The sequence below is a fragment of the Mycobacterium sp. E2479 genome, assembly GCF_001667925.1.
Classification (GTDB): domain Bacteria; phylum Actinomycetota; class Actinomycetes; order Mycobacteriales; family Mycobacteriaceae; genus Mycobacterium.
In genome coordinates this window covers 41,344-63,177 of record NZ_LZJR01000073.1, presented here as the reverse complement: position 1 = coordinate 63,177, position 21,834 = coordinate 41,344, and the positions used below count along the sequence as shown (strand labels likewise).

Sequence of the window (21,834 nt, the reverse complement as noted above, 5' to 3'; positions counted from 1 at the left end):
CAGGCGCACCCTGTTGGACACCGGCAATCAGTACGATTCCTCCCCATGGCCGATGCAGATCTCGTCGTTACCGGAAACATCCTGACCGTCGACGAGGCGCGGCCCACGGCCGAGGCGCCCGCCGTCGCCGACGGCAGGATCATCGCCGTCGGCGACGCCCCCGAGGTCGCCGAATTCGCCGGCCCCGGCACCCGGACCGTCGATGTCGGCGACGGCTGTGTCATGCCGGGATTCGTTGAGGCGCACGGGCATCCGCTGATGGAGGCCGTCGCGCTGTCGGACCGCCTCGTCGACATCCGGCCCGTCACCATGCGCAGGGCGGACGACGTCGTCGCGGCGATCCACTCCGAGGTCGCCCGGCGAGGCTCCGACGGCGCCTTCCTCAACGGCTGGGACCCGCTGCTGCAGCGCGGGCTTCCGGAACCCACGCTGAGCTGGCTGGATGGCATCGCGCCCGACAGCCCGCTGGTGATCATCCACAATTCGGGGCACAAGGCCTACTTCAATTCACGCGCCGCCAAGGTGCATGGGCTCAACCGCGATACCCCAGACCCCAAGGGCGCCAGGTACGGCCGCGACGCCAACGGTGAACTCGACGGCACCGCCGAGGAAACCGGCGCGGTGTTCCCGCTGCTGGGCGGGGCCATCGACTTCGCCGACTACCCGCAGATGCTGCTCGCCGAGTGCGCCCGGCTCAACCGCGCCGGCCTGACCACCTGCTCGGAAATGGCCTTCGACCCGAATTTCCGGCCGGTGGTCGAGCAGCTGCGCGAGCGCCTCACGGTGCGGCTGCGCACCTACGAGATCTCCAACCCGCAGATGTCCACCGCCGCCACACCCGGACAAGGTGACGACATCCTGCGGCAGGTCGGCATCAAAATCTGGGTCGACGGCTCGCCCTGGATCGGCAACATCGACCTGTCGTTTCCCTACCTGGACACCGAGGCCACCCGGATCATCGGCGTCGCGCCGGGCTCCTGCGGCTGCGCCAACTACACCGCCGAGCAGCTGCACGAGATCGTCGGCGCGTACTTTCCGCTGGGCTGGCCGATGGCCTGCCACGTGCAGGGCGACGCGGGCGTGGACACCATCCTCGACGTGTACGAAGAGGCGTTGCGCCGCCATCCGCGCGACGACCATCGGCTGCGGCTCGAGCACGTCGGCGCCATCCGGCCCGAGCAGCTGCGGCGCGCCCACGACCTCGGGGTGACCTGCAGCATCTTCGTCGATCAGATCCACTACTGGGGTGACGTCATCGTCGACGGCCTCTTTGGCGAGCAGCGCGGAACCCGTTGGATGCCAGCCGGATCCGCGGTGGCCACCGGGATGCGCATCTCCTTGCACAACGACCCGCCCGTCACGCCCGAAGAACCGCTGCGCAACATCAGCGTGGCCGTGACGCGCACGGCCCCGAGCGGCCGGGTGCTCGGACCCGAGGAACGCCTGACCGTGGAGCAGGCGGTCCGCGCGCAGACCATCGACGCGGCCTGGCAGTTGTTCTCCGACGACGTCGTCGGCTCGCTGGAGGTCGGCAAGTACGCCGACCTGGTGGTGCTGTCTGCCGACCCGCGAACCGTGCCGCCCGAAAAGATCGCCGACCTCGAGGTGCGGGCGACGTATCTGGCGGGCCGCCAGGTCCACGGCGCGTGACGCCGACCCTCGAGGACCTGCTCGACCGCCTGCATGTGGTGGCGCTTCCGATGCGGGTGCGCTTCCGCGGCATCACCACTCGCGAGGTGGCGCTGATCGACGGCCCGGCCGGCTGGGGCGAATTCGGGGCCTTCGTCGAATACGAGCCGCGCGAGGCCGCGCACTGGCTGGCGTCGGGTATCGAATCCGCCTACCGAAAGCCGCCGCCGACCCGGCGCGACCGCGTCCCGATCAACGCGACGGTGCCGGCCGTCCCCGCCGCACAGGTGAGCGAGGTGCTGGCCCGCTTTCCCGGCGCCGGCACGGCCAAGGTGAAGGTGGCCGAGCCAGGGCAGACGCTGGCCGACGACGTCGCACGGGTCAACGCGGTGCGCGAACTGGTCCCGACCGTGCGGGTGGACGCCAACGGCGGCTGGAGCGTCGAGGAGGCGGTGCGGGCCGCGACCGCGCTGACGGCCGACGGGCCGCTGGAATACCTCGAACAGCCCTGCGCGCGCGTCGACGAGCTCGCGGAGCTGCGCCGGCGTCCGGATATGCCAGACGTGCCGATCGCCGCCGACGAGAGCATCCGCAAGGCCGACGACCCGCTGGCCGTGGTCCGCGCGCACGCCGCCGACATCGCGGTGCTCAAAGTCGCTCCGCTGGGCGGGATTTCGGCCATGCTCGACATCGCCGCGCAGCTCGACATCCCGGTCGTGGTCTCCAGCGCGCTGGATTCGGCGGTCGGAATCGGCGCCGGCCTGAGCGCCGCGGCGGCCCTGCCGCAACTTCGGCACGCCTGCGGCCTGGGCACCGGCGGGCTGTTCGTCGACGACGTCGCCGAGACCGCCGCGCCCGTCGACGGCGCCCTGCCGGTGGGACCGGTCACGCCCGACCCGGAGCGGCTGCGGGCGCTGCGGGCGGCGCCGGACCGGCGACAGTGGTGGATCGACCGGGTCAAGGCGTGCCACCGGTTGCTTGTACCGTCGTCCGGGTGATCAACCTGGCTTACGACGACCGCGGCTCCGGTGAGCCCGTGGTATTTATCGCCGGCCACGGCGGTGCCGGACGGACCTGGCACCCCTATCAAGTCCCCGCGTTTTTGGCGGCCGGCTACCGGGTCATCACCTTCGACAATCGCGGAGTCGGCGCCACGGAGAACGCCCAGGGATTCTCGACGGAGACCATGGTCGCCGACACCGCGGCGCTGATCGAGGGCCTGAATGCGGCCCCGGCCCGCATCGTCGGGATGTCGATGGGTGCGTTCATCGCCCAGGAGCTCATGCTCGCCCGGCCCGAGCTGGTCAGCTCGGCGGTGCTGATGGGCACCCGCGGCCGCATGGACCGGGCCCGGCAGTTCTTCCGCGACGCCGAGGCGGAGCTGTCCGACACCGGTGTCGAGATGCCGGCCGCCTACGACGCCAAAATCCGCCTGCTGGAAAACTTTTCCCGCAAAACGCTCAACGATGACACCGCGGTCGCCGACTGGATCGCGATGTTCTCCACCTGGCCGCTGAAGCCCACCCCGGGCACCCGGGCGCAGCTCGACATCGCGCCGTACACCAGCCGCTTGACCGCCTACCGCAGCATCGCGACCCCGGTGCTGGTGATCGGCTTCTCCGACGACGTGCTGACCCCGCCGCATATGGGCCGCGAGGTGGCGGACGCGCTGCCCAATGGCCGTTATGTGGAGATACCAGACGCCGGTCATCTCGGGTTCTTCGAGCGGCCGGACGCCGTCAACGCGGCCATGCTCAAGTTCTTCGGCGACGCCAAGGGCTGAGTGCGCCTCCTCGAGCTGCTGTCGGATGGCCCGCTTCCTCATCCCGCCGCAGCGCGGCGGGCATCGTCAGCGGGCTGTGACACCCTGTAGGAGTGAACCCCTCGACGACACAGGCTCGCGTCGTCGTTGACGAGCTGATTCGCGGCGGTGTCCGCGACGTGGTGCTTTGCCCGGGGTCGCGGAACGCCCCGCTGGCTTTCGCTTTGCAGGACGCCGACCGGTCCGGTCGCATCCGCCTGCACGTCCGCATCGACGAGCGCACCGCCGGCTATCTGGCCATCGGCCTGGCCATCGCGGCCGGCGCGCCGGTTTGCGTCGCGATGACGTCGGGCACGGCCGTCGCCAACCTGGGCCCGGCGGTGATCGAGGCCAACTACGCCAGGGTGCCGCTGATCGTGCTGTCGGCCAACCGGCCCTACGAGTTGCTGGGCACCGGCGCCAACCAGACGATGGAGCAGCTGGGCTACTTCGGAACGCAGGTGCGGGCCACTATCAGCCTGGGCCTGGCCGAGGACGCCCCCGAGCGGCTGGATTCGGCGAACGCCACCTGGCGATCGGCCACGTGCCGGGTGCTGGTGGCCGCCACCGGTTCCCGTACCGCCAACGCCGGCCCCGTGCAGTTCGACATCCCGCTGCGCGAGCCGCTGGTGCCCGACCCCGACCCGCAAACGGCGACGCCGCAGGGCCGCCCGGGCGGGCGGCCGTGGACCTACACACCGCCGGTCAGCTTCGACCAGCCGCTGAAGATCGACCTGTCCCCCGACACGGTCGTCATCGCGGGTCACGGCGCGGGTGTGCAGCCCAATCTGGCGCAGCTGCCGACCGTCGCCGAGCCGACGGCGCCCGCCCCGGCCAACCCGTTGCACCCACTGGCGCTGCCCCTGCTGCGGCCCAAGCAGGTGATCATGCTCGGTCGCCCCACCCTGCACCGGCCGGTATCGGCGTTGCTGGCCGACCCGCAGGTGCCGGTGTTCGCACTGACCACCGGGCCGCGCTGGCCGGACGTTTCGGGCAATTCGCAGGCCACCGGGACTCGGGCGGTCACCGCTGGAGCGCCGAACCCGGCGTGGCTGCATCGCTGCGCGGAGGCCAACCGGCACGCGCTGGCCGCCGTGCGCAGCCAGCTCGACGCGCACCCGCTGACCACCGGCCTGCACGTCGCAGCGGCTGTGGCCGACGCGCTGGTGCCCGGCGATCAGCTGGTACTCGGGGCATCCAACCCGGTCCGCGACGCGGCGCTGGTCGGCCTGGACACCCGCAACATCCGGGTGCGGTCCAACCGCGGCGTCGCCGGCATCGACGGAACTGTCTCCACCGCCATCGGGGCGGCTCTGGCGCACGAACGCGCGGGCGGGCCGGACAGCCCGGCGCGCACCGTTGCGCTGATCGGCGACCTGACGTTCGTGCACGACAGTTCCGGGCTGCTCATCGGCCCCACCGAGCCCACCCCGCGCAGGCTGACGATCGTCGTATCCAACGACAACGGCGGCGGCATCTTCGAGTTGCTCGAACAGGGCGACCCCCGGTTCTCCGACGTCTCGCAACGGATCTTCGGCACACCGCACGACGTCGACGTGGGCGCGCTCTGCCGGGCCTACCACGTGGAGAGCCGCCAGATCGAGGTCGGCGAATTGCCCACGGCGCTCGACGAACCCGGGTCCGGAATGCGGGTGCTGGAGGTCAAGGCCGACCGGTCGTCGCTGCGGCAGCTGCACGCCGCCATCAAGGCCGCCCTATGAGGCGCACATAGATGGTGACCTCCGCAAAGGTTCTGCTGCGCTTACTGATTCATGGTCGTAGTGACGAACCGCCGAAAACCCGTGCCAGGATTGCGTTGCGGTGGGCCAGAATCGCGGTGCTGATCGTCGCCGGACTGGTCACGTTGCAATCCATGCTGCTGGTGGCCGGTGCCTGGCGTGACGACATCGCGATCAGCCACAACATGGGTGTCGCTCAGGCGGAGGTGCTCAGTGCCGGGCCGCGCCGTTCGACCATCGAATTCGTCACCCCCGAGCGGGTCACCTATCGTCCCGAGCTCGGGGTGCTCTACCCGTCCCACTTGGCCACCGGGATGCGGATCTACGTCGAGTACAACAAGAACGATCCGAACCTGGTGCGCGTGCAGCATCGCAATGCCGGGCTGGCGATCATCCCCGCCGGATCCATCGCGGTGGTCGGCTGGCTCGCCGGGGCGGCGATGCTGATCGCGCTGGCGCTGCTGGACAAGTGGCTCGACCGTCGCGACGTGCCGCCGGACGCGGCCGAAAACCAGGTAGCTAAAAGCGCCGGACCTGCAGATTTCGCGTGACGTATGCCCGCAGGCAACCTTATCGACAGCCGAGACTGACACGGTGGTGCCGTGCGCGTTGCCATCGTCGCGGAATCGTTTTACCCCGAGGTCAACGGTGTCAGCAACTCGGTGATCCGGGTGCTCGAGCATCTGCGCCGGACGGGTCACGAGGCCCTCGTCATCGCGCCCGACACGCCTCCTGGCCAGCGCAGGGCGGATCGCATCTACGACGGGATCCGCGTTCACCGGGTCCCGTCCCGGATGTTTCCCAAGGTGAGCACCCTGCCGCTCGGTGTGCCCACGCCCCGGCTGGTGAAGGTGTTGCGCGGGTTCGATCCCCATGTGGTGCATCTGGCTTCGCCGGCGCTGCTGGGCTATGGCGCGGTGCGGGCGGCCCGCTGGCTGGGGGTGCCGACGGTCGCGGTGTACCAAACCGACGTTCCTGGGTTCGCGGCGAGCTACGGCATTCCGATGACCGCGCGGGCCGCCTGGGCGTGGTTTCGTCATCTGCACGGGCTCGCCGACCGTACCCTGGCACCGTCCAGCGTGACCATGGAAGCGCTTGTCGCTCATCGGTTTCCGCGGGTGCACCGATGGGCGCGCGGTGTCGACGTGCTGCGGTTCGCCCCGTCCGCGCGTAGCGAGGCGCTGCGACGACGGTGGTCGCCGCAGGGCAAGCCCATCGTCGGGTTCGTCGGTCGCCTCGCACCCGAGAAACACGTCGAGCGTCTCATCGGGCTTGCCGCCGACGACGCGGTTCGGCTCGTCATCGTGGGCGACGGTGTCGACCGCAACAAGCTGCGATCGGCAATGCCGACAGCGGTTTTCACGGGTGCGCTATACGGCGACGAACTCGCCGCGGCGTACGCCAGCATGGACGTGTTCGTGCATCCCGGTGAGCACGAGACGTTTTGTCAGGTCGTGCAAGAAGCGCTGGCGTCGGGGTTGCCGGTGATCGCCCCCGACGCCGGCGGCCCGCGTGACCTCGTCACACCCTGGCGTACCGGCTTGTTGCTGGGTGTCGATGAGTTCGAGGCGAGGCTGCCCGCGGCCGTCACCCATTTGATCGACGAACGCCATCGCTACGCGCCGGCGGCCAGGCGCAGCGTGCTCGGCCGTAGTTGGCCGGTCATCTGTGACGAGCTGCTCGGCCACTACGAGGCGGTGCTGTCGCCGTCGGCTCGACGGCAGGTGATCGCCGGACGGTATGCGCAGGGCCAGTGAACGAGCGGTCGGCGCCTACCGTCCCGCGTCGAATTCGATTGGCAGCGTAGCCGGTCCGCTGATTGCGGTGAGCGGCTTCCACGGGGCGGGGCCGGTGCGACGGACATTGGGCATGCGGCGCGCCATGACCGTCAGGGCTTCGGCGAGCTCCAGTCGGGCCAGGTTGGCACCGAGGCAGTAGTGCATGCCGGCGCCGAACGTCTGCATCGGCAGGGGGTCGTCGCGGGTGATGTCCAGGCGGTCGGGGTCGTCGTAGACGGCGGGATCGCGGTTTGCGGCGGCGGTGTTGGCGATCACCAGCGTGCCGGCCGGGATCATGAATCCGGCGATCTCGACGTCCTCGAGGGCAACGCGGAGGGTGAGGCCTGCGATCGGCGAATGGCGCATTGTCTCTTCGACGGCGTTCGCCGCGAGTTCGGGACGTTCGGCCAGCAGCGCCCACTGGTCGGGGTGATCGCACAGCACCTGCACCGAGGCGGCCAACTGGTTGCGCGTTGTGTCCGTGCCGGCCATCAACAGGCCCGCTACCAGCATCCGCAGCTCTTCGGCGTTGAGGCGATCGCCGTCATCCTCGGCGCGGATCAGATCCGAGAGCAGGTCGTCGGTCAACGTGAGCCGGCGCTGAGCGACCATGTCGTCGATGTAGGCGTCGAGCTCATCCCATGCCGCCAAGATGGTCCGCTCATGCGTGGCGACCTCCCAGCTGAAGGCCTTGAAGATGTCGTCCGTCCATTCCGAGAACAGCTTCCAATCCTCGGCCGGGGCGCCCAGAAGCGCACAGATGATCGGGATCGGATATTGCCGGGCGATGTCACTGACCACGTCGCAGCGCCCGGTTGCGCTGTGTTCGTCCACCAGTTCGTTGATCACCTCGACGATCGTGGTGCTCAGCCGCGCGGTGGCTCGCGGTGTGAAGGCCTTGGATACAAGGCGGCGCAGCCGCTGGTGCGCGGGCCCGTCAAGGCTGATCAGGTTCGTTGCGACCCGCTCCCACAGCGGGCCACTGGTGATGCCTTGCGAGGCCAGGAACATGCCCTGGGGTACGCGGAATCGCGGGTCACGCAGGACGGTTCGAACCAGTTCGTAGGTCAGAAACTCCGGCCCATGGGGGCCGATGGCGATGGGCGCCTGTTGCCGCACCTGGCGGATGATCGTGTGTGCCTCTTCCAGGCTTTGGCAATGCTCATAGTCGATCGTCGGGAATCCGGCATCAAAGACGCTCGGGCAACTCGGCGCGTCAACTGTGATGGTCATGGTGGCCCCCAGAAGTCGTTGGTGCTTACCTTCATGTCCCAGCCTCGAGGTCTGGGCCGTCAAGCACACGCGTAGCCGACTACCTGTCTTGGGGTCCTGGTACTTATCTCACGCGATCACCGAGTGCGCACGGGGCAACCCGGCGTGAACCGAACCGGCATCGAATGGATGCCGTTGATCAAGGTCGACGCCATCCGTTCGACGGGACCGGCCGGCTCAAGGTTCTTCATCCGCGTCAACACCTCGGATATCAGCGCGCAAGCTTCCACTCGGGCCAAGTTCGCGCCGAGACAGAAGTGTGTGCCCCCCGCGCCGAATGCAAGGTGCCGGTTGGGGTTTCGGGTCAGATCGAGTCGGTCGGGATCGGCGAAAAGTTTCTCGTCCCGATTGGCCGACGGGTAGAACATCGCCACCCGATCGCCCTTCTTGACCGGCACCCCGCGCAGCTCGGTGTCCTCCATGGCCGTCCGGGTGAACGCTATCACCGGGCTGACGTAGCGCAACAGCTCCTCGACCGCCGTCGGCAGCAGTGACGGGTCGGCCTCCAGCTTGGCGCGCTGCTCGAGGTTCTCCATCAGCGCACACATGGCGCCGGCGACCAGGTTGCGGGTGGTGTCGCCGCCCGCGTTGATCAGCAGCATGAAGAAGGAGTTGAATTCCAGGTCGGTGAGGCATTGACCATCGACTTCGGCATGCAGCAGCGATGTGGCGATGTCATCCTCGGGATGCGCGCGCTTGCGGGCCATCAGGTCTGTGGAGTACGCCATCATTTCCATCGCTGCCTGGGTGGCGTGCTGGTCGCCGAGCAGCCCGGTATTCATGATTTCGGTCAGCTCGTAGAGTCGGTAACCGTCTATCAGTGGAATGCCGAGCAATTCGGCGATGACGTATGAGGGCAACGCCCCGGCGACCGCCTTGACGAAGTCGCACTCGCCTCGTTCGACGACGGTGTCGACCACGTCGCCCGCCATGTCCTCGATGCGCGCATTGAGTTTGGCGACCTGTCGCGGCGTGAACCCCTTGCTGACCAGGGTCCGCAGCGCGGTGTGGCGCGGCGGGTCCATCGTGATCATCATGACGCCCCGCGGGTCGAATAGGTCATCCGCACTGGGTGTTTCGAACCACACCGCCGTCGCCTCCGACGACCACGTGACGCTGTCGCGGGAGACGGCTAGAACCTCGTCGTAGCCGGTCAGGGCGAAAAACCCCGGTCCGTCCTGATACGGGTGCCATGCCACCGGCATGCGCTCGCGCAGCGCGCGGTACGCCTCGTGCGGTATGCCCGCCGCGTACGTGCGTGGGTCGGCGAGATCGACTCCACCAATGCTGATTGCGTCTTCGGTCACGGTCTACCTCCGGGCAGCTGTGCGCAATCTTCCTCCGAAGTTGACCGGATGACTCGGGTATTCGACTACCTGATACGGGTCAGTACCGCGGGAACGACCCAACCGCCTATCCTTTGAGGACTCTAAAAACCTTGGGGGCCCGATCGGCGGAGGGTCGAATGACGGCCATAGCGGCGTGCCAAACGTGTGGCACTGAGCCTCTGGAGAACGCTCGGTTCTGCCACGGCTGCGGCTCGCCAGTCAAAGGACCCGATACCCGCGCGGAGTACAAGCAGGTCACGGTCTTGTTCGCCGATGTAGTGCATTCGATGGACATCGCCGCGGCGGTGGGCGCGGAGCGGCTCCGAGAGATCATGGCGGATGTCGCCGACCTCTGCGCGGCGGTGGTGCAGCGATATGGCGGCACCGTGGACAAGTTCACCGGCGACGGCATCATGGCGGTGTTCGGCGCGCCGGTTGCGTTGGAGGACCATGCCGTTCGCGCCTGCTTGGCGGCGTTGGGGGTTCAGGAGGACACGACGCGGCTTGCCGTCGACGTCGGCGCCCGCGACGGGGTAGATCTGCGGTTACGGGTGGGGCTTAACTCCGGGCAGGTGATCGTCGGCGAAATCGGCTCGGGGCCTTTCGGTTACACCGCCATAGGCGAGCAAGTCGGCATGGCTCAGCGGATGGAATCGGCGGCTCCGCCGGGCGGGGTGATGCTCAGCGCGTCGACGGCCCGACTCGTCGAAGGCGCGGCGAACCTCGGTGCACCCGAGTTGGTTCACATCAAGGGTTCCGACACGCCAGTGCCGGCCCATCGGCTGCTGGGCATGGGCGACGAGCAGCGCGATGACTGGCATGCCGAGTCGAAGCTGGTCGGTAGGCGCGAGGAGATGTCGGCGGTCGAGGGTTTGCTGCAGCGCGCACTCGAGGGCGACGGCGCGGTGGTGGGCGTGGTGGGGCCACCGGGTATCGGCAAGAGCCGTCTGGCGCGTGACGTCTCCGCGATGGCAGCAGTTCGCGGCGTCGACGTGTTCGTCGCCTCCTGCGAATCACACACCAGCCAGATCCCCTTCCACGCCGTGGGGCGCCTGCTGCGCGCGGTCACGGGCATCAATGGTCTTGACCCGCCCGCCGCCCGGGAGCGGATCCGGTCTCAGGCTCGCGACGCGGAACCGGAGGACTTGCTGCTCTTGGACGACCTACTGGGCATCGCCGACCCCGACGTGGGACTGCCCAAGATCGATCCGGATGCGCGGAGGCGGCGGTTGACCGGGCTGGTCAACGCAGCGTCGCTGGCCCGCGAAACGCCGGCGCTTTACGTCATCGAAGACGCCCACTGGATCGATGAGGTCAGCGAGTCACTGCTGGCCGATTTCATCACCGTGATCCCGCAGACACGCACGCTGACATTGGTCACCTACCGTCCCGAATACCACGGTGCGTTGAGCCGGGTTGTTGGCGCCCGAACCATCGCCCTTCCGCCACTGAGTGATCCGGAAACCGCAGGATTGGTCTTGCAGCTGCTCGGAACACACCCGACAGTCGGTGAGTTGGCCACCAGGATCACCGAGCGGGCCGCGGGAAACCCGTTCTTCGCCGAAGAAATGGTGCGAGAGCTTGCTGATCGCGGCGTGCTGCAGGGCACCTCGGGCGCGTACAGCTCGACGGCGGACGGGGCCGCGGTGCGCGTGCCCGCCACGCTGCAGGCCACCATCGCCGCGCGCATCGACCGGCTGGACGTGAAGGCAAAACGCACCCTGAGCGCGGCGGCGGTCATCGGCTCGAACTTCAACCGGGACCTGTTGGAGACGTTGGGCATCGAGCCCGCGCTCGAGGAGCTGGTGTCGGCCCAGCTCATCAATCGGATCGGGTCCGGCCAGCGATCGGAGTATGTGTTCTACCATCCGCTGATTCGGACGGTGGCCTACGAATCGCAGCTCAGGTCGGATCGCGCCGAGCTGCACCGGCGCATTGCGGCAGCGATCGAATCACGTGCTCCGGCCGTGGCCGATGAAAATGCCGCCTTGATAGCCGAACATTTGGAGGCCGCCGGTGACGAGCACGGCGCTTATGGCTGGCACATGCGGGCGGCGGCATGGGCGACCAACCGTGACATCGCCGCGGCCTGGCTGAGCTGGGAGCGCGCCCGAACGATCGCCGACGCGCTACCCGCGGACGATCCCAACCGATTGACCATGCGCATCGCACCCCGAACCATGTTGTGTGGCATCGCCTTCCGGGTCAACGAGCACGTGGCCGGTGAGCGCTTTGAGGAATTTCGCGAACTGTGCGCCGCCGCGGGAGACAAGGCCTCACTGGCCATTGGCATGGTAGGGCTGGTGATGGATCATGCGCTTGACGACCGGCTGCGGGAGGCATCGCGGCTGGCATCGGAGGCCATGGCTCTCATCGAGTCGATCGACGAGCCCACCCTGACAGTGGGGCTGTCCGTCGCGCCCATCTTCACCAAGGGTGAGAACGCCGAATATTCGGATGTATTGCGGTGGTCCCAGAGAGTCATCGACCTGGCCGCCGGTGATCCGGCGAAAGGCAACTTCATCATCGGATCTCCCCTTGCGCTCGCCTTGACGAACCGGGCGATCGGTCGTTATGCCCTCGGCCGCGGCGGATGGCGAGAAGGCCTGGAGCAGGGTCTGGCCATGGCCCGCAGCACCGACCCCATGTCCTACGTCACGGTCGTGGCATACGTATACTTCGCGGGAATAGCCTACGGCGCAATGAGATCCGACGACCGTGCGGTACGCGAGATCGAAAACTCATTAGTTATCGCCGAACGATCCGGTGATGATATGGCACTGGCAATCGCGCGGATGACGTTGGGTGTTGCGCTGGTGCACCGAGAGACGGCCAAGGAGCGGGACCGAGGGCGAAAGCTGCTAGCCGAGTCCAACAATGGGTCGGTACGCCGTCGATATCTCCTGTCGCAGTTATCGATCGTCGAGGTGTACTTGGCGCGGGAGAAGGTTCGCCGTGGAGACCGCGATGAGGCCATACCGCTCATGCTTGCCGCGGTCGACCATCTGTTCCGCAAGGGGCTGGGGCTGGGTTGGGGCCTTCCAGCCACGGGCGCTCTGGTGGAGACATTGCTCGATTGCGCACCCGTCGATCACGTGGCCGAAGCCGAGGCGGCAATCGAGCGGCTGGCGAACGAGCCGGCCGAAGAGTTCCTGGCGATACGTGAGGTCTGGGTACTACGACTGCGGGCGCTGCTGGCGCGAGCGCGCGGTGAGGACGCCTCCTATCAGGACTTCCGGGATCGGTATCGCGCCATGGCCGACGAACACGGGTACGAAGGCCACATCGCGCGGGCCGCGGCGATGCCATGACGGCGGCGAGAGACTCTAAAGACTTTGCCCAAAGGCGGTGCAGCGATATTGCAGACATCGTTGACCAGCGGTGACACGATACTGACGTGGATGACGGTAGTCGCGGTGCACTGCCAGCTGCGGGCCTGCAATGTGGGTCGTGCGGTACCGAACTGCCACTGAGTTCCAAGTTCTGTAACGAGTGCGGCGCGCCGGTCACAAAGGTCAGTCGATCGGCGGAGTACAAGCAGGTAACGGTGCTATTCGCCGACGTGGTGCATTCGATGGACATCGCGGCGGCGGTTGGTGCTGAGCGGCTGCGCGAGATCATGGCCGAGCTGGTGGACCGCTGCGTGGCGGTCGTGCAGCGCTACGGCGGCACCGTCGACAAGTTCACCGGCGACGGCATCATGGCCGTGTTCGGCGCTCCGGTGGCGATGGAGGATCACGCGACCCGGGCTTGTCTGGCGGCCTTGGGTGTCCAGGAGGAGACCAAGCGGCTTGCCGTCGAAATCCGGGACCGCGATGGCGTGGACCTCCAGTTGCGGGTAGGACTTAACTCCGGTCAGGTGATCGCGGGCGAGATCGGTTCGGGGTCTTTGGGTTACACCGCCGTCGGTGAGCAGGTCGGGATGGCTCAGCGGATGGAGTCGGTCGCCCCGCCGGGTGGGGTGATGCTCAGCGAGTCCACCGCCGGCCTCGTCGAGTACGATTTCGCCTTGGGCGCAAAGGAATTCGTCCGCATCAAGGGTTCCGTGGATGCCGTGCCAGCGCGTCGGCTATTGTCCGCGTCGGCCGAACGCCGGGTGGGTCGTCGGCGCTCTCGCCTCGTGGGCCGCGAGTCGGAGACGGTGGCGATCTCGGCGATCTTGGATAGGGCGCTCGATGGGGTCGGATCTGTGGTCACCGTCTCGGGGCCGCCGGGCATCGGCAAGACGCGATTGGTCCGCGAAGCCGTTTCTGCCGCGACAAGCCGTGGCTTCGAGGTGTTTTCCACCTACTGCGAATCGCATACCCGGGAGATCTCGTTCCACGTGATCTCACGACTGTTACGCGCAGTGTTCGGACTCGGCGGTCTCACACCACAAGCCGCCCGGATGCGGGTGCGCGCAGCCGTGCCGCATACCGACGCCGAGGACCTGCTGTTGCTCGATGAGCTGCTGGGCATCCGTGACACCGATATGCTGGCGCCCGACATAAGCCCGGACGCCCGGCGGCGGCGGCTCATCGAGCTCATCAACGCAGTTTCGCTGGGTCGGGCGAAGCCCGCCGTATATGTCATCGAAGACGCGCATTGGATAGACGGCGTCAGCGAATCAATGCTCACCGATTTCGGGGCCGCCTTCGTTCGAATGCGAGCCACGATGTTGATCACGTATCGCCCCGAGTATCAGGGGACCTTGTCGGAACTCACCGAAGCCGCGGCCATCGTGCTTGCACCGCTGAGTGATTCGTACATCGACGAGTTACTGGGTGAGCTGCTCGGTGGGGATTCGTCGGTTGGCAGGTTGTCCACGGTGGTGGCCGACCGCGCGGCGGGCATACCATTCTGCGCCGAAGAGATCGTGCGCGATCTGGCGGAGCGGGGTGAGATCGAGGGCGAGCCGGGTGCCTACGTGTGCCTAAGAGAAGTAGGCGACGTGCACGTACCTCCCACTTTGCAGGCCGCCATCGGTGACCGTATCGACCGGCTCACTCCCTTGGCGAAGCGGACGTTGAACGCCGCAGCGGTCATCGGCGCTCGATTTCGCGCCGAGCTATTGGAGCGATTGCTCGAGCGGACAGACCTGACGCCACTCATCGAAGCCGAGCTGGTCGACCAAGTCACCTACGGAGACGATGCCGAATACGCGTTCCACCATCCGCTCACTCAGAAGGTGGCATACGAATCACAGCTCAAGGCCGCGCGCTCGGACTTACACCGGCGCGTGGCGGCGATGATGCTGCAGACGAGCGCCGCAGCCACCGGCGAGGGGGCGGCCATGATCGCTGCTCAATATGAGTCCGGGGGTGAGCTGGCCGAGGCATATGAATGGTTTATGCGCGCCGCGACGGGTTATGGGCCGCGCGACATCCGTGCGGCACGCGGAAGCTGGGAACAGGCCGCACGGGTTGCCGACCAAATGTCCGACGATCGTCCAAACTGTTTGGCGATGCGGATCTCACCGCGGGCTTTCTTGTGCGGCAGCGCCTTTCGCGTGGGTGGGGTTCCAGAAACCACTGGCTTCGATGACTTGCGCGATATCACGGCCGCGGCTGGCGACAAGAAGTCACTGGCAGTGGGCATGGCGGGCTACCTCAACACGCTGACGTTCAATTCGCGCCACCGGGAAGCCGTGCATGCGGCGTCCGAGTTCGCCGTGCTGGTTGAGTCGATCGGAGAGCCAAATATGGTCGTGGGCCTCCTCTATGGGGCGGCCCAGGCGAATTGGGAAGCCGGTGAGGCGGCTGAAAGCCAGCGGCTGGCGCAGCGCATTATTGACCTCGCAGACGGTGACCCCGTCATGGGGAACTTCGTCATCGGATCTCCGCTCTCCTGGGCCATTACCTTGCGGGGCGCATCGGCGATGTTCTTGGGCCGCGCGGGGTGGCGGGCCGACATCAAACGAGGCATTGCGACCGCGCGGTCGTTTGACGCGACGACCCGAATTCTGGCGCAGGTGTACAAATTAGCGGTCGCGACGGGAAACGATGCCATAGTGCCCGACGCGGAGGACATCTCGTTGACATCGGAGTCACTGGAGATCGCGCTCCAGTCGGGGGACAACGCCGCCGTCAGCTTCGCATACCTGAATCGAGCGATGGCATTGCTGCACGGTCCCGAGGGTGACCACACGGCCGGCATTGAGGCATTGACCGCAGCGCGCGAAATGATCGTTCGCGAGAAACTCACCGCCACATTGCGGAGGCTGACCGATCTCGAGTTCGCTCGGGCAAGACTTCGGTCCGGCGAGTTCGACGGCGCCATCGCTTTGGCACGCCGGGTTCTCGACGAGCAGTTCGCCACCGACGAGATGGTCTTTCGTGGTCCTGCCACCGCGGTGCTGGGCGAGGCATTACTTGATCGCGGCACAGAATCCGACATCGATGAAGCCCAGGAAGCCGTGGACAGGCTGGCTGCCGTGCCGACTGAGCCGGGCTTCGTCCTGCACCAACTGCCCATTCTGAGGTTGCAGGCGCTCCTTGCCAGGAACAGCGGAGACAAGCTCGGCTACCAGAAGTTCTTGGCTCGCTTCCGGGAGAACGCCCTCGCTGCAGACTTCGAGGGATACGTGGCGCAGGCCGACGCGATGGCCTGAAACGCCGTCTCGAGATAGCCGCGAATTACCCCTGCGCGAGCTCCGCGACGGGCTGCCATTCCTCCCAGTTCGCGAGCCGGCTTTCGTAGTCGGCCTTGGCCGTCTCCAGGGGGGAAGCTCCGAAAAACACTCGCAGTGGCGGCTTTTCGGCGTCAACCACCTTGAGCAGCGCGGCCGCGGACGCCGACGGGTCACCCGGGCTGGCCCACCGGCGGCTGCGCTCCGCCTGTACGGCGGCGCGAACGTCGTCGTAGGCCGCCAGCGGCTCGGCGTGCCCGGCAGAGTCACCGGCCCAGTCGGTGTCGAAGCCACCCGGCTCGATCAACGTGACGTGCACACCGAACGGAGCGACCTCCTGCGCCAGCGCTTGCGAGAAGCCCTCCAGCGCCCACTTCGACGCGTGGTAGATACCCACCAACGGAAAGGCTGTGATGCCTCCGATCGAGGAAACCTGGATGATGTGCCCGCTGCCCTGCTCGCGCAGGTAGGGGAGTGCCGCCTGCGTGATCCACAATGCCCCAAAGACATTGGTCTCGATCTGGTTCCGCGCGTCCTGCTCGGAGAGCTCCTCGATGAACCCGAATTGACCGTAGCCGGCGTTGTTCACCACGATGTCCAGCCGGCCGAAGTGGTCGTGCGCCTGCCTGACCGCCGCGAAATCCGCCGCCCGGTCGGTCACGTCCAGACGGATGGGCAGCAGCGCGTCGCCGTACTTCTGCGCCAGGTCGTCCAGCGAGGCGGTGTTGCGCGCCGTGGCGGCGACCTTGTCACCGCGCTCTAGCGCCGCGATCGTCCACGCCCGTCCGAAACCTCGCGATGTACCGGTGATAAACCAAACTTTTTCCGTCACGCAGTCATACAACGCCTACCGCGCGACCGCATTCCCCTAACGGGTAGCGTTTCTCGCGTGAGTCGTGCGGAGTTGGACAAGGATCCCCGCGATGTCGCGTCGATGTTCGACGGCGTCGCCCGCCGGTACGACGTGACCAACACGGTGCTGTCGATGGGGCAGGATCGGTACTGGCGCAAAGCCACCCGGTCGGCGCTGGGCATCGGGCCGGGTCAGAAGGTGTTGGATCTCGCCGCGGGCACCGCGGTGTCCACTGTGGAGCTGAGGAAGTCCGGGGCGTGGTGCGTGGCCGCCGATTTCTCGGTCGGCATGCTGGCGGCGGGTGCGGCGCGCGACGTTCCGAAGGTCGCCGGCGATGCCACCAGGCTGCCGTTCGGCGACGATGTGTTCGATGCCGTGACAATCAGTTTCGGGCTGCGCAACGTCGTCGACCCCCGGGCGGGGCTGCGCGAGATGGCCCGTGTCACGCGCCCCGGCGGCCGGTTGGTGGTGTGCGAGTTCTCCACGCCCACCAATGCGCTGTTCGCCACGGTCTACAAGGAGTACCTGATGCGGGCGCTGCCACGGGTGGCGCGGACGGTCTCCAGCAATCCCGACGCTTACGTGTACCTCGCGGAATCGATCAGGGCATGGCCCGATCAGGCGGAACTGGCGCGGCAGATAACGCAGGCCGGATGGTCCGGAGTGCGCTGGCGCAACCTCACCGGCGGCATCGTCGCCCTACACGCCGGATACAAACCGTTGCGTTGACGACGTTCTAGTGATTGCCGGCGGCTTGCACGAAGCCCACCTGGTCGGGGCAGTAGTGATCGACAGCCGCGCCGAGGAACTGAAACGCCTGGCCCTGAGTGGTCCCGCGGGGCAGGTTGCGCTGGATGAAAGTGGCCGACTTGTACGCGTCGCCGTCCACGCCCCTGCCAATCCGATCGCAGGTGATCTTGCCCAGCCACGCCAACTGGTCCTGCGGCTGGTAGATGCCGAAGCCGTTGACGGTGTTCTTGAACGGCGCGTCGTAGTCGCTCGGGGGCGACGGCGTCCGCGGGGTGGGGTATGGCGCCGTGGGCGGCGGATCCGCCTGCGCCGGCACGGAGAGCTGCGCCGACGTAGCCAGCGCGGCGAGCGCGATGGCGGCGGCGGCCGAGATAGTAGCCAGCCTCGTTCCCTTCATCAGGGGGACTATACACGCCTCTCTCGGGGTGCGCGGGCGAAAGTGAATCGCCGATTTCGGCCCCCGCCTTGCCCGCCGAGGGCCGTCGACCAGCGGCGATGCGGGACGCGGAGTCAGCTGAACGGCGTTCTACGGTCGAGCAGGCGCGACAGCCGCCCGCCGCCCCGCCAGGCGCGCGCCACCCAGTCCGCGTCGTCCTCGGTGACCAGATTGGCCATTACCCGCACGGCGATGGTCATCAGGGTCGTCGAGCGCATCGCGATCGGTCCGGTCGACGGCAGGAACCGCTGGAACGTGAGCAGCAGCGCCAGCCTGCGCGCCACCGAGAAGCCGCGGCCGTAGTGCTGCTGCAACAGCGACGGCCACACCTGCGACAGGTCGGGGTGATCCAGCAGCGCCGCGGCCAGCCGCCCGGTCTCGAGCCCGTAGTCGATGCCCTCGCCGTTGAGTGGGTTCACACAGGCCGCGGCGTCACCGATCAGCATCCAGTTGGCACCGGCCACGCCGGACACCGCGCCGCCCATCGGCAGCAGCGCCGAGGCGACCGCCCGCGGTCGGCCGGTAAAACCCCACTCGTCGCGGCGCAGATCGGTGTAGTAGTCGATCAGCGGCCGCAGTGCCAGATCGGCGGGCCTCTTGGACGTCGACAACGCCCCGACGCCGATGTTCACCTCGCCGTTGCCGAGCGGGAAGATCCAGCCGTAGCCCGGCAGCACTTTGTCCTTGGAGCCATCGGGTCCGCGCAGTTCCAGATGTGACGTCAGCCAGGGGTCGTCGGCCCGCGCGGTGGTCAGATAGCCGCGGACGGCGACGCCGTACACCGTCTCCTGATGCCAGCGCCTGCCCAGCTTGCGGCCCAGCGACGAGCGGGCGCCGTCGGCGACGATCAACTGGCCACAGCTCACCTCGGTGCCGTCGGCCAATGTCACCGACGTCACCCGGCCCGATGAATCATGTTGCGCGGCAACAGCCTTGGTGCCGAGCAGCATCCGCGCCCCGGAATCTTCGGCGACTTTGCGGATCCGGTCGTCCAGCTCGAAGCGGGCCACCGCGCTGCCGGTCGACGGAAATGACGGGCCGGGCCAATCGACTTTTACCTCGCCGCCGAAACCGCTCATCCGCAGTCCTCGATGCCGAATTCGGGTGTCCAGCCAGTCGCCCAGCCCCAGCCGTTTCAGCTCGGCGACCGCGCGGGGGGTCAGCCCGTCCCCGCAGGCCTTGTCGCGGGGAAAGCTCGCCGAATCGACGACCAGTACGTCGTCGCCCGCGCGGGCCGCCCAGGCCGCCGCCGCCGAACCGGCGGGTCCGGCGCCAACGACCAGCACTTGGGCTCGGGTCGCTCCCGTCTTCATGCACACCAGTATGTTTGGTCCCGTGAGTACTCCGGTAACGGTGGTGGCGGGCGTCGACTTCGGCAACCCCGCTTTCGCGGCGGCCGTACGGGACGGTGTGGGGCGGATCGAGCAGCTCATGGACACCGAGTTGCGCGGCGCCGACGACATCATGACCGAGTCGCTGACGCACCTGTTCAAGGCCGGCGGCAAGCGGTTCCGGCCGCTGTTCACCGTGCTGTCGGCGCAGATCGGACCCGACCCGGACAGCGTGGACGTGACCATCGCGGGCGCCGTCATCGAACTGGTACACCTGGCCACGCTGTACCACGACGACGTCATGGACGAGGCGGAGGTTCGCCGCGGCACACCCACCGCCAACGTGCGCTGGGGCAACAACGTCGCGATCCTGGCGGGGGACTATCTGTTCGCCACGGCCTCCCGGTTGGTCTCCCGGCTCGGGCCCGAGGCGGTGCGGCTGATCGCCGAGACGTTCGCCCAGTTGGTCACGGGCCAGATGCGCGAGACACGTGGGCTCGTCGAGGGATCGGATCCGATCGAGCACTACCTGAAGGTGGTGTACGAGAAGACCGCGTGTCTGATCGCCTCGGCGGGCCGGTTTGGTGCGATGTTCTCGGGTGCGGACGCCGATCAGGTGGAGCGGCTGAGCCGGCTCGGCGGCATCGTGGGCACCGCGTTCCAGATCTCCGACGACATCATCGACATCCACAGCGACTCCCAGGAGTCCGGCAAACTGCCCGGCACCGACGTGCGCGAAGGCGTGCACACCTTGCCGATGCTCTACGCGCTGCGTGAACCCGGCCCCGAGGCGGACCGGCTGCGTGAGCTGCTGGTCGGGCCCATCGAGGAAGACGACGCGGTGGCCGAGGCGCTGGCGCTGTTGCGGACGTCGCCGGGCATGACCAAGGCCAAGGAATCGCTGCACGAGTACGCCGAGCAGGCCCGCCGGGAGCTGGCCCTGCTGCCGGACGTCCCCGGCCGTCACGCGTTGCAGACGTTGGTGGACTACACCATCAGCCGGCACGGGTAGCGGCGCCCGCAGCGGCCCTGCGGAACCAAAAAGGCCGTCTCGGGCGTTCAATGAGCTGTAATCGGCAATAACGCGCTGTTGAGTGTTCCGAGGAGGACACCGATGACCTGGCATCCGCACCACAACACGTTCAAGACGTTCGCGTTGCTGGTTGGCATGTCCGCGTTGATCGTGTTCGTCGGCTCGCTGTTCGGCAGGACCGCCATGTTCCTCGCGGTGCTGTTCGCCATCGGCATGAACATCTACACCTACTACAACAGCGACAAGCTGGCGCTAAGGGCGATGCACGCGCAGCCGGTCTCGGAGGTGCAGGCGCCGGGCATGTACCGAATCGTGCGGGAGCTGGCCACCGCCGCGCACCAGCCGATGCCCCGGCTGTACATCAGCGACACCAACGCGCCCAATGCGTTCGCGACCGGCCGCAACCCGCGCAACGCGGCGGTCTGCTGCACCACCGGCATTCTGGACATCCTCACCGAGCGCGAGTTGCGCGCCGTCCTGGGCCACGAGCTCTCGCACGTCTATAACCGCGACATCCTGATCTCGTGCATCGCAGGCGCGCTGGCGTCGGTGATCACGGCGCTGGCCAATATGGCCATGTTCGCCGGCATGCTCGGCGGCAACGATCGCGACGGCGAGAATCCCTTTGCGCTGCTGCTGGTTTCGTTGCTCGGTCCGATCGCCGCGACGGTGGTGCGGTTGGCCGTGTCACGGTCACGTGAATACCAGGCGGACGAATCGGGCGCGGTGCTGACGGGCGACCCGTTGGCGCTGGCGTCGGCGCTGCGCAAGATCTCCGGCGGGGTCCAGGCGGCGCCGCTGCCGCCGGAACCACAGCTGGCCAGCCAGGCGCACCTGATGATCGCCAACCCGTTCCGGGCGGGCGAGCGGATCGGGTCGCTGTTTTCGACACACCCGCCGATCGAGGACCGTATCCGCCGGCTGGAGGAAATGGCGGGGCGGTAAGCGGGGTCTGCAAGTACCATTGGGCGTGGATGGTGATGGCGATGACTGAACCCAACTCGATGGACATTCACGAAGCCGGGCTGGCGCTGGATCTCCCCGACTTGATCTTCGAAACGCGTGCCGGCGCCGGCATGAACCAGGCCCAATTGGCCGAGGCGCTGGGCACCACCCACGAAGCCGTCGCGGCGTGGGAGGACGGGACCGAGGTACCCCGCGTCGACGTGCTGCAGCGGCTGGCGCAGGTATGCGGCAAGCGGTTGCACATCCGCATCGACGTCGACTGACCGACCCTGCCGGCGGGTTCCTTGCGGAATTGAGTCACATTCGATTGC

General features: G+C 67.4%; 17 protein-coding genes. 12 read left to right on the top strand and 5 right to left on the bottom strand.

All coding sequences use genetic code 11. The features are described 5' to 3' along the window. The first annotated feature begins 45 nt into the window (after positions 1 to 45). The 6 genes from A5686_RS09910 to A5686_RS09885 all read left to right on the top strand — a co-directional run bounded on the left by A5686_RS09910 (position 46) and on the right by A5686_RS09885 (position 6,926). Complete coding sequence (locus tag A5686_RS09910; protein ID WP_067933615.1) at positions 46 to 1,650, top strand: amidohydrolase; 1,605 nt, start codon at positions 46 to 48, stop codon at positions 1,648 to 1,650. Next, positions 1,647 to 2,627 carry an o-succinylbenzoate synthase gene (locus A5686_RS09905; protein WP_067933613.1) on the top strand — a complete coding sequence of 327 codons (981 nt, stop codon included), beginning with the start codon at positions 1,647 to 1,649 and terminating at the stop codon, positions 2,625 to 2,627. The genes A5686_RS09910 and A5686_RS09905 overlap by 4 nt, the downstream gene beginning before the upstream one ends. Next, a complete protein-coding gene (locus A5686_RS09900) occupies positions 2,624 to 3,412 on the top strand; it encodes an alpha/beta fold hydrolase (RefSeq protein ID WP_067933611.1) in 789 nt (262 codons plus the stop codon). The genes A5686_RS09905 and A5686_RS09900 overlap by 4 nt, the downstream gene beginning before the upstream one ends. Positions 3,413 to 3,504: 92 nt before the next feature. After that, a complete protein-coding gene (menD, locus tag A5686_RS09895) occupies positions 3,505 to 5,151 on the top strand; it encodes a 2-succinyl-5-enolpyruvyl-6-hydroxy-3-cyclohexene-1-carboxylic-acid synthase (protein ID WP_067933609.1) in 1,647 nt (548 codons plus the stop codon). Positions 5,152 to 5,165: 14 nt separating this feature from the next. Then, a complete protein-coding gene (locus A5686_RS09890) occupies positions 5,166 to 5,720 on the top strand; it encodes a DUF3592 domain-containing protein (RefSeq protein ID WP_156750022.1) in 555 nt (184 codons plus the stop codon). A 51-nt stretch (positions 5,721 to 5,771) separates the two neighbouring features. Beyond that, complete coding sequence (locus A5686_RS09885) at positions 5,772 to 6,926, top strand: glycosyltransferase family 1 protein (RefSeq protein WP_067933605.1); 1,155 nt, start codon at positions 5,772 to 5,774, stop codon at positions 6,924 to 6,926. Between the two features lie 15 nt (positions 6,927 to 6,941). Here the strand turns inward: A5686_RS09885 and A5686_RS09880 are convergent, their stop codons facing one another. Both A5686_RS09880 and A5686_RS09875 read right to left on the bottom strand, forming a co-directional pair. Then, a complete protein-coding gene (locus tag A5686_RS09880) occupies positions 6,942 to 8,180 on the bottom strand; it encodes a cytochrome P450 (protein WP_067933603.1) in 1,239 nt (412 codons plus the stop codon). Positions 8,181 to 8,296: 116 nt separating this feature from the next. Continuing rightward, the gene (locus tag A5686_RS09875; protein ID WP_082947568.1) at positions 8,297 to 9,526 is read right to left on the bottom strand and encodes a cytochrome P450; all 1,230 of its coding nucleotides are present in this window, start codon (positions 9,524 to 9,526) and stop codon (positions 8,297 to 8,299) included. A gap of 158 nt (positions 9,527 to 9,684) precedes the next feature. Here A5686_RS09875 and A5686_RS09870 point away from each other — a divergent pair, with 158 nt between their 5' ends. After that, on the top strand, positions 9,685 to 12,858 hold the full coding sequence (locus A5686_RS09870; protein WP_067933601.1) for an adenylate/guanylate cyclase domain-containing protein: 3,174 nt from the start codon (positions 9,685 to 9,687) through the stop codon (positions 12,856 to 12,858). Positions 12,859 to 12,944: 86 nt separating this feature from the next. Beyond that, entirely contained in the window at positions 12,945 to 16,136 is a 3,192-nt protein-coding gene (locus A5686_RS09865; RefSeq protein WP_231986335.1) for an adenylate/guanylate cyclase domain-containing protein, read from the top strand. A 25-nt stretch (positions 16,137 to 16,161) separates the two neighbouring features. Here the strand turns inward: A5686_RS09865 and A5686_RS09860 are convergent, their stop codons facing one another. Further along, positions 16,162 to 16,986 (bottom strand): SDR family oxidoreductase, encoded by an 825-nt coding sequence (locus A5686_RS09860; protein ID WP_067933599.1) that lies wholly within the window; start codon positions 16,984 to 16,986, stop codon positions 16,162 to 16,164. A 57-nt stretch (positions 16,987 to 17,043) separates the two neighbouring features. On the opposite strand from A5686_RS09860, the gene A5686_RS09855 reads away from it, so the two are divergent. Then, positions 17,044 to 17,736, top strand: a complete 693-nt coding sequence (locus tag A5686_RS09855; protein ID WP_067933595.1) for a demethylmenaquinone methyltransferase — start codon at positions 17,044 to 17,046, stop codon at positions 17,734 to 17,736. Positions 17,737 to 17,743: 7 nt separating this feature from the next. On the opposite strand, the gene A5686_RS09850 is transcribed toward A5686_RS09855, so the two are convergent. Continuing rightward, positions 17,744 to 18,154, bottom strand: a complete 411-nt coding sequence (locus A5686_RS09850) for a DUF732 domain-containing protein (RefSeq protein WP_067933594.1) — start codon at positions 18,152 to 18,154, stop codon at positions 17,744 to 17,746. A 113-nt stretch (positions 18,155 to 18,267) separates the two neighbouring features. After that, positions 18,268 to 19,506 carry a menaquinone reductase gene (gene menJ, locus A5686_RS09845; RefSeq protein ID WP_067933592.1) on the bottom strand — a complete coding sequence of 413 codons (1,239 nt, stop codon included), beginning with the start codon at positions 19,504 to 19,506 and terminating at the stop codon, positions 18,268 to 18,270. A gap of 22 nt (positions 19,507 to 19,528) precedes the next feature. On the opposite strand from menJ, the gene grcC1 reads away from it, so the two are divergent. The 3 genes from grcC1 (at position 19,529) to A5686_RS09830 (ending at position 21,786) form a co-directional block, all read left to right on the top strand. After that, a complete protein-coding gene (grcC1, locus tag A5686_RS09840) occupies positions 19,529 to 20,536 on the top strand; it encodes a nonaprenyl/(2E,6E)-farnesyl/geranylgeranyl diphosphat synthase (RefSeq protein ID WP_067933648.1) in 1,008 nt (335 codons plus the stop codon). A 102-nt stretch (positions 20,537 to 20,638) separates the two neighbouring features. Beyond that, entirely contained in the window at positions 20,639 to 21,502 is an 864-nt protein-coding gene (gene htpX / locus A5686_RS09835) for a zinc metalloprotease HtpX (protein WP_067933590.1), read from the top strand. Positions 21,503 to 21,531: 29 nt separating this feature from the next. Continuing rightward, on the top strand, positions 21,532 to 21,786 hold the full coding sequence (locus A5686_RS09830) for a helix-turn-helix transcriptional regulator (protein WP_067933588.1): 255 nt from the start codon (positions 21,532 to 21,534) through the stop codon (positions 21,784 to 21,786). The last annotated feature ends 48 nt before the right edge of the window (positions 21,787 to 21,834 follow it).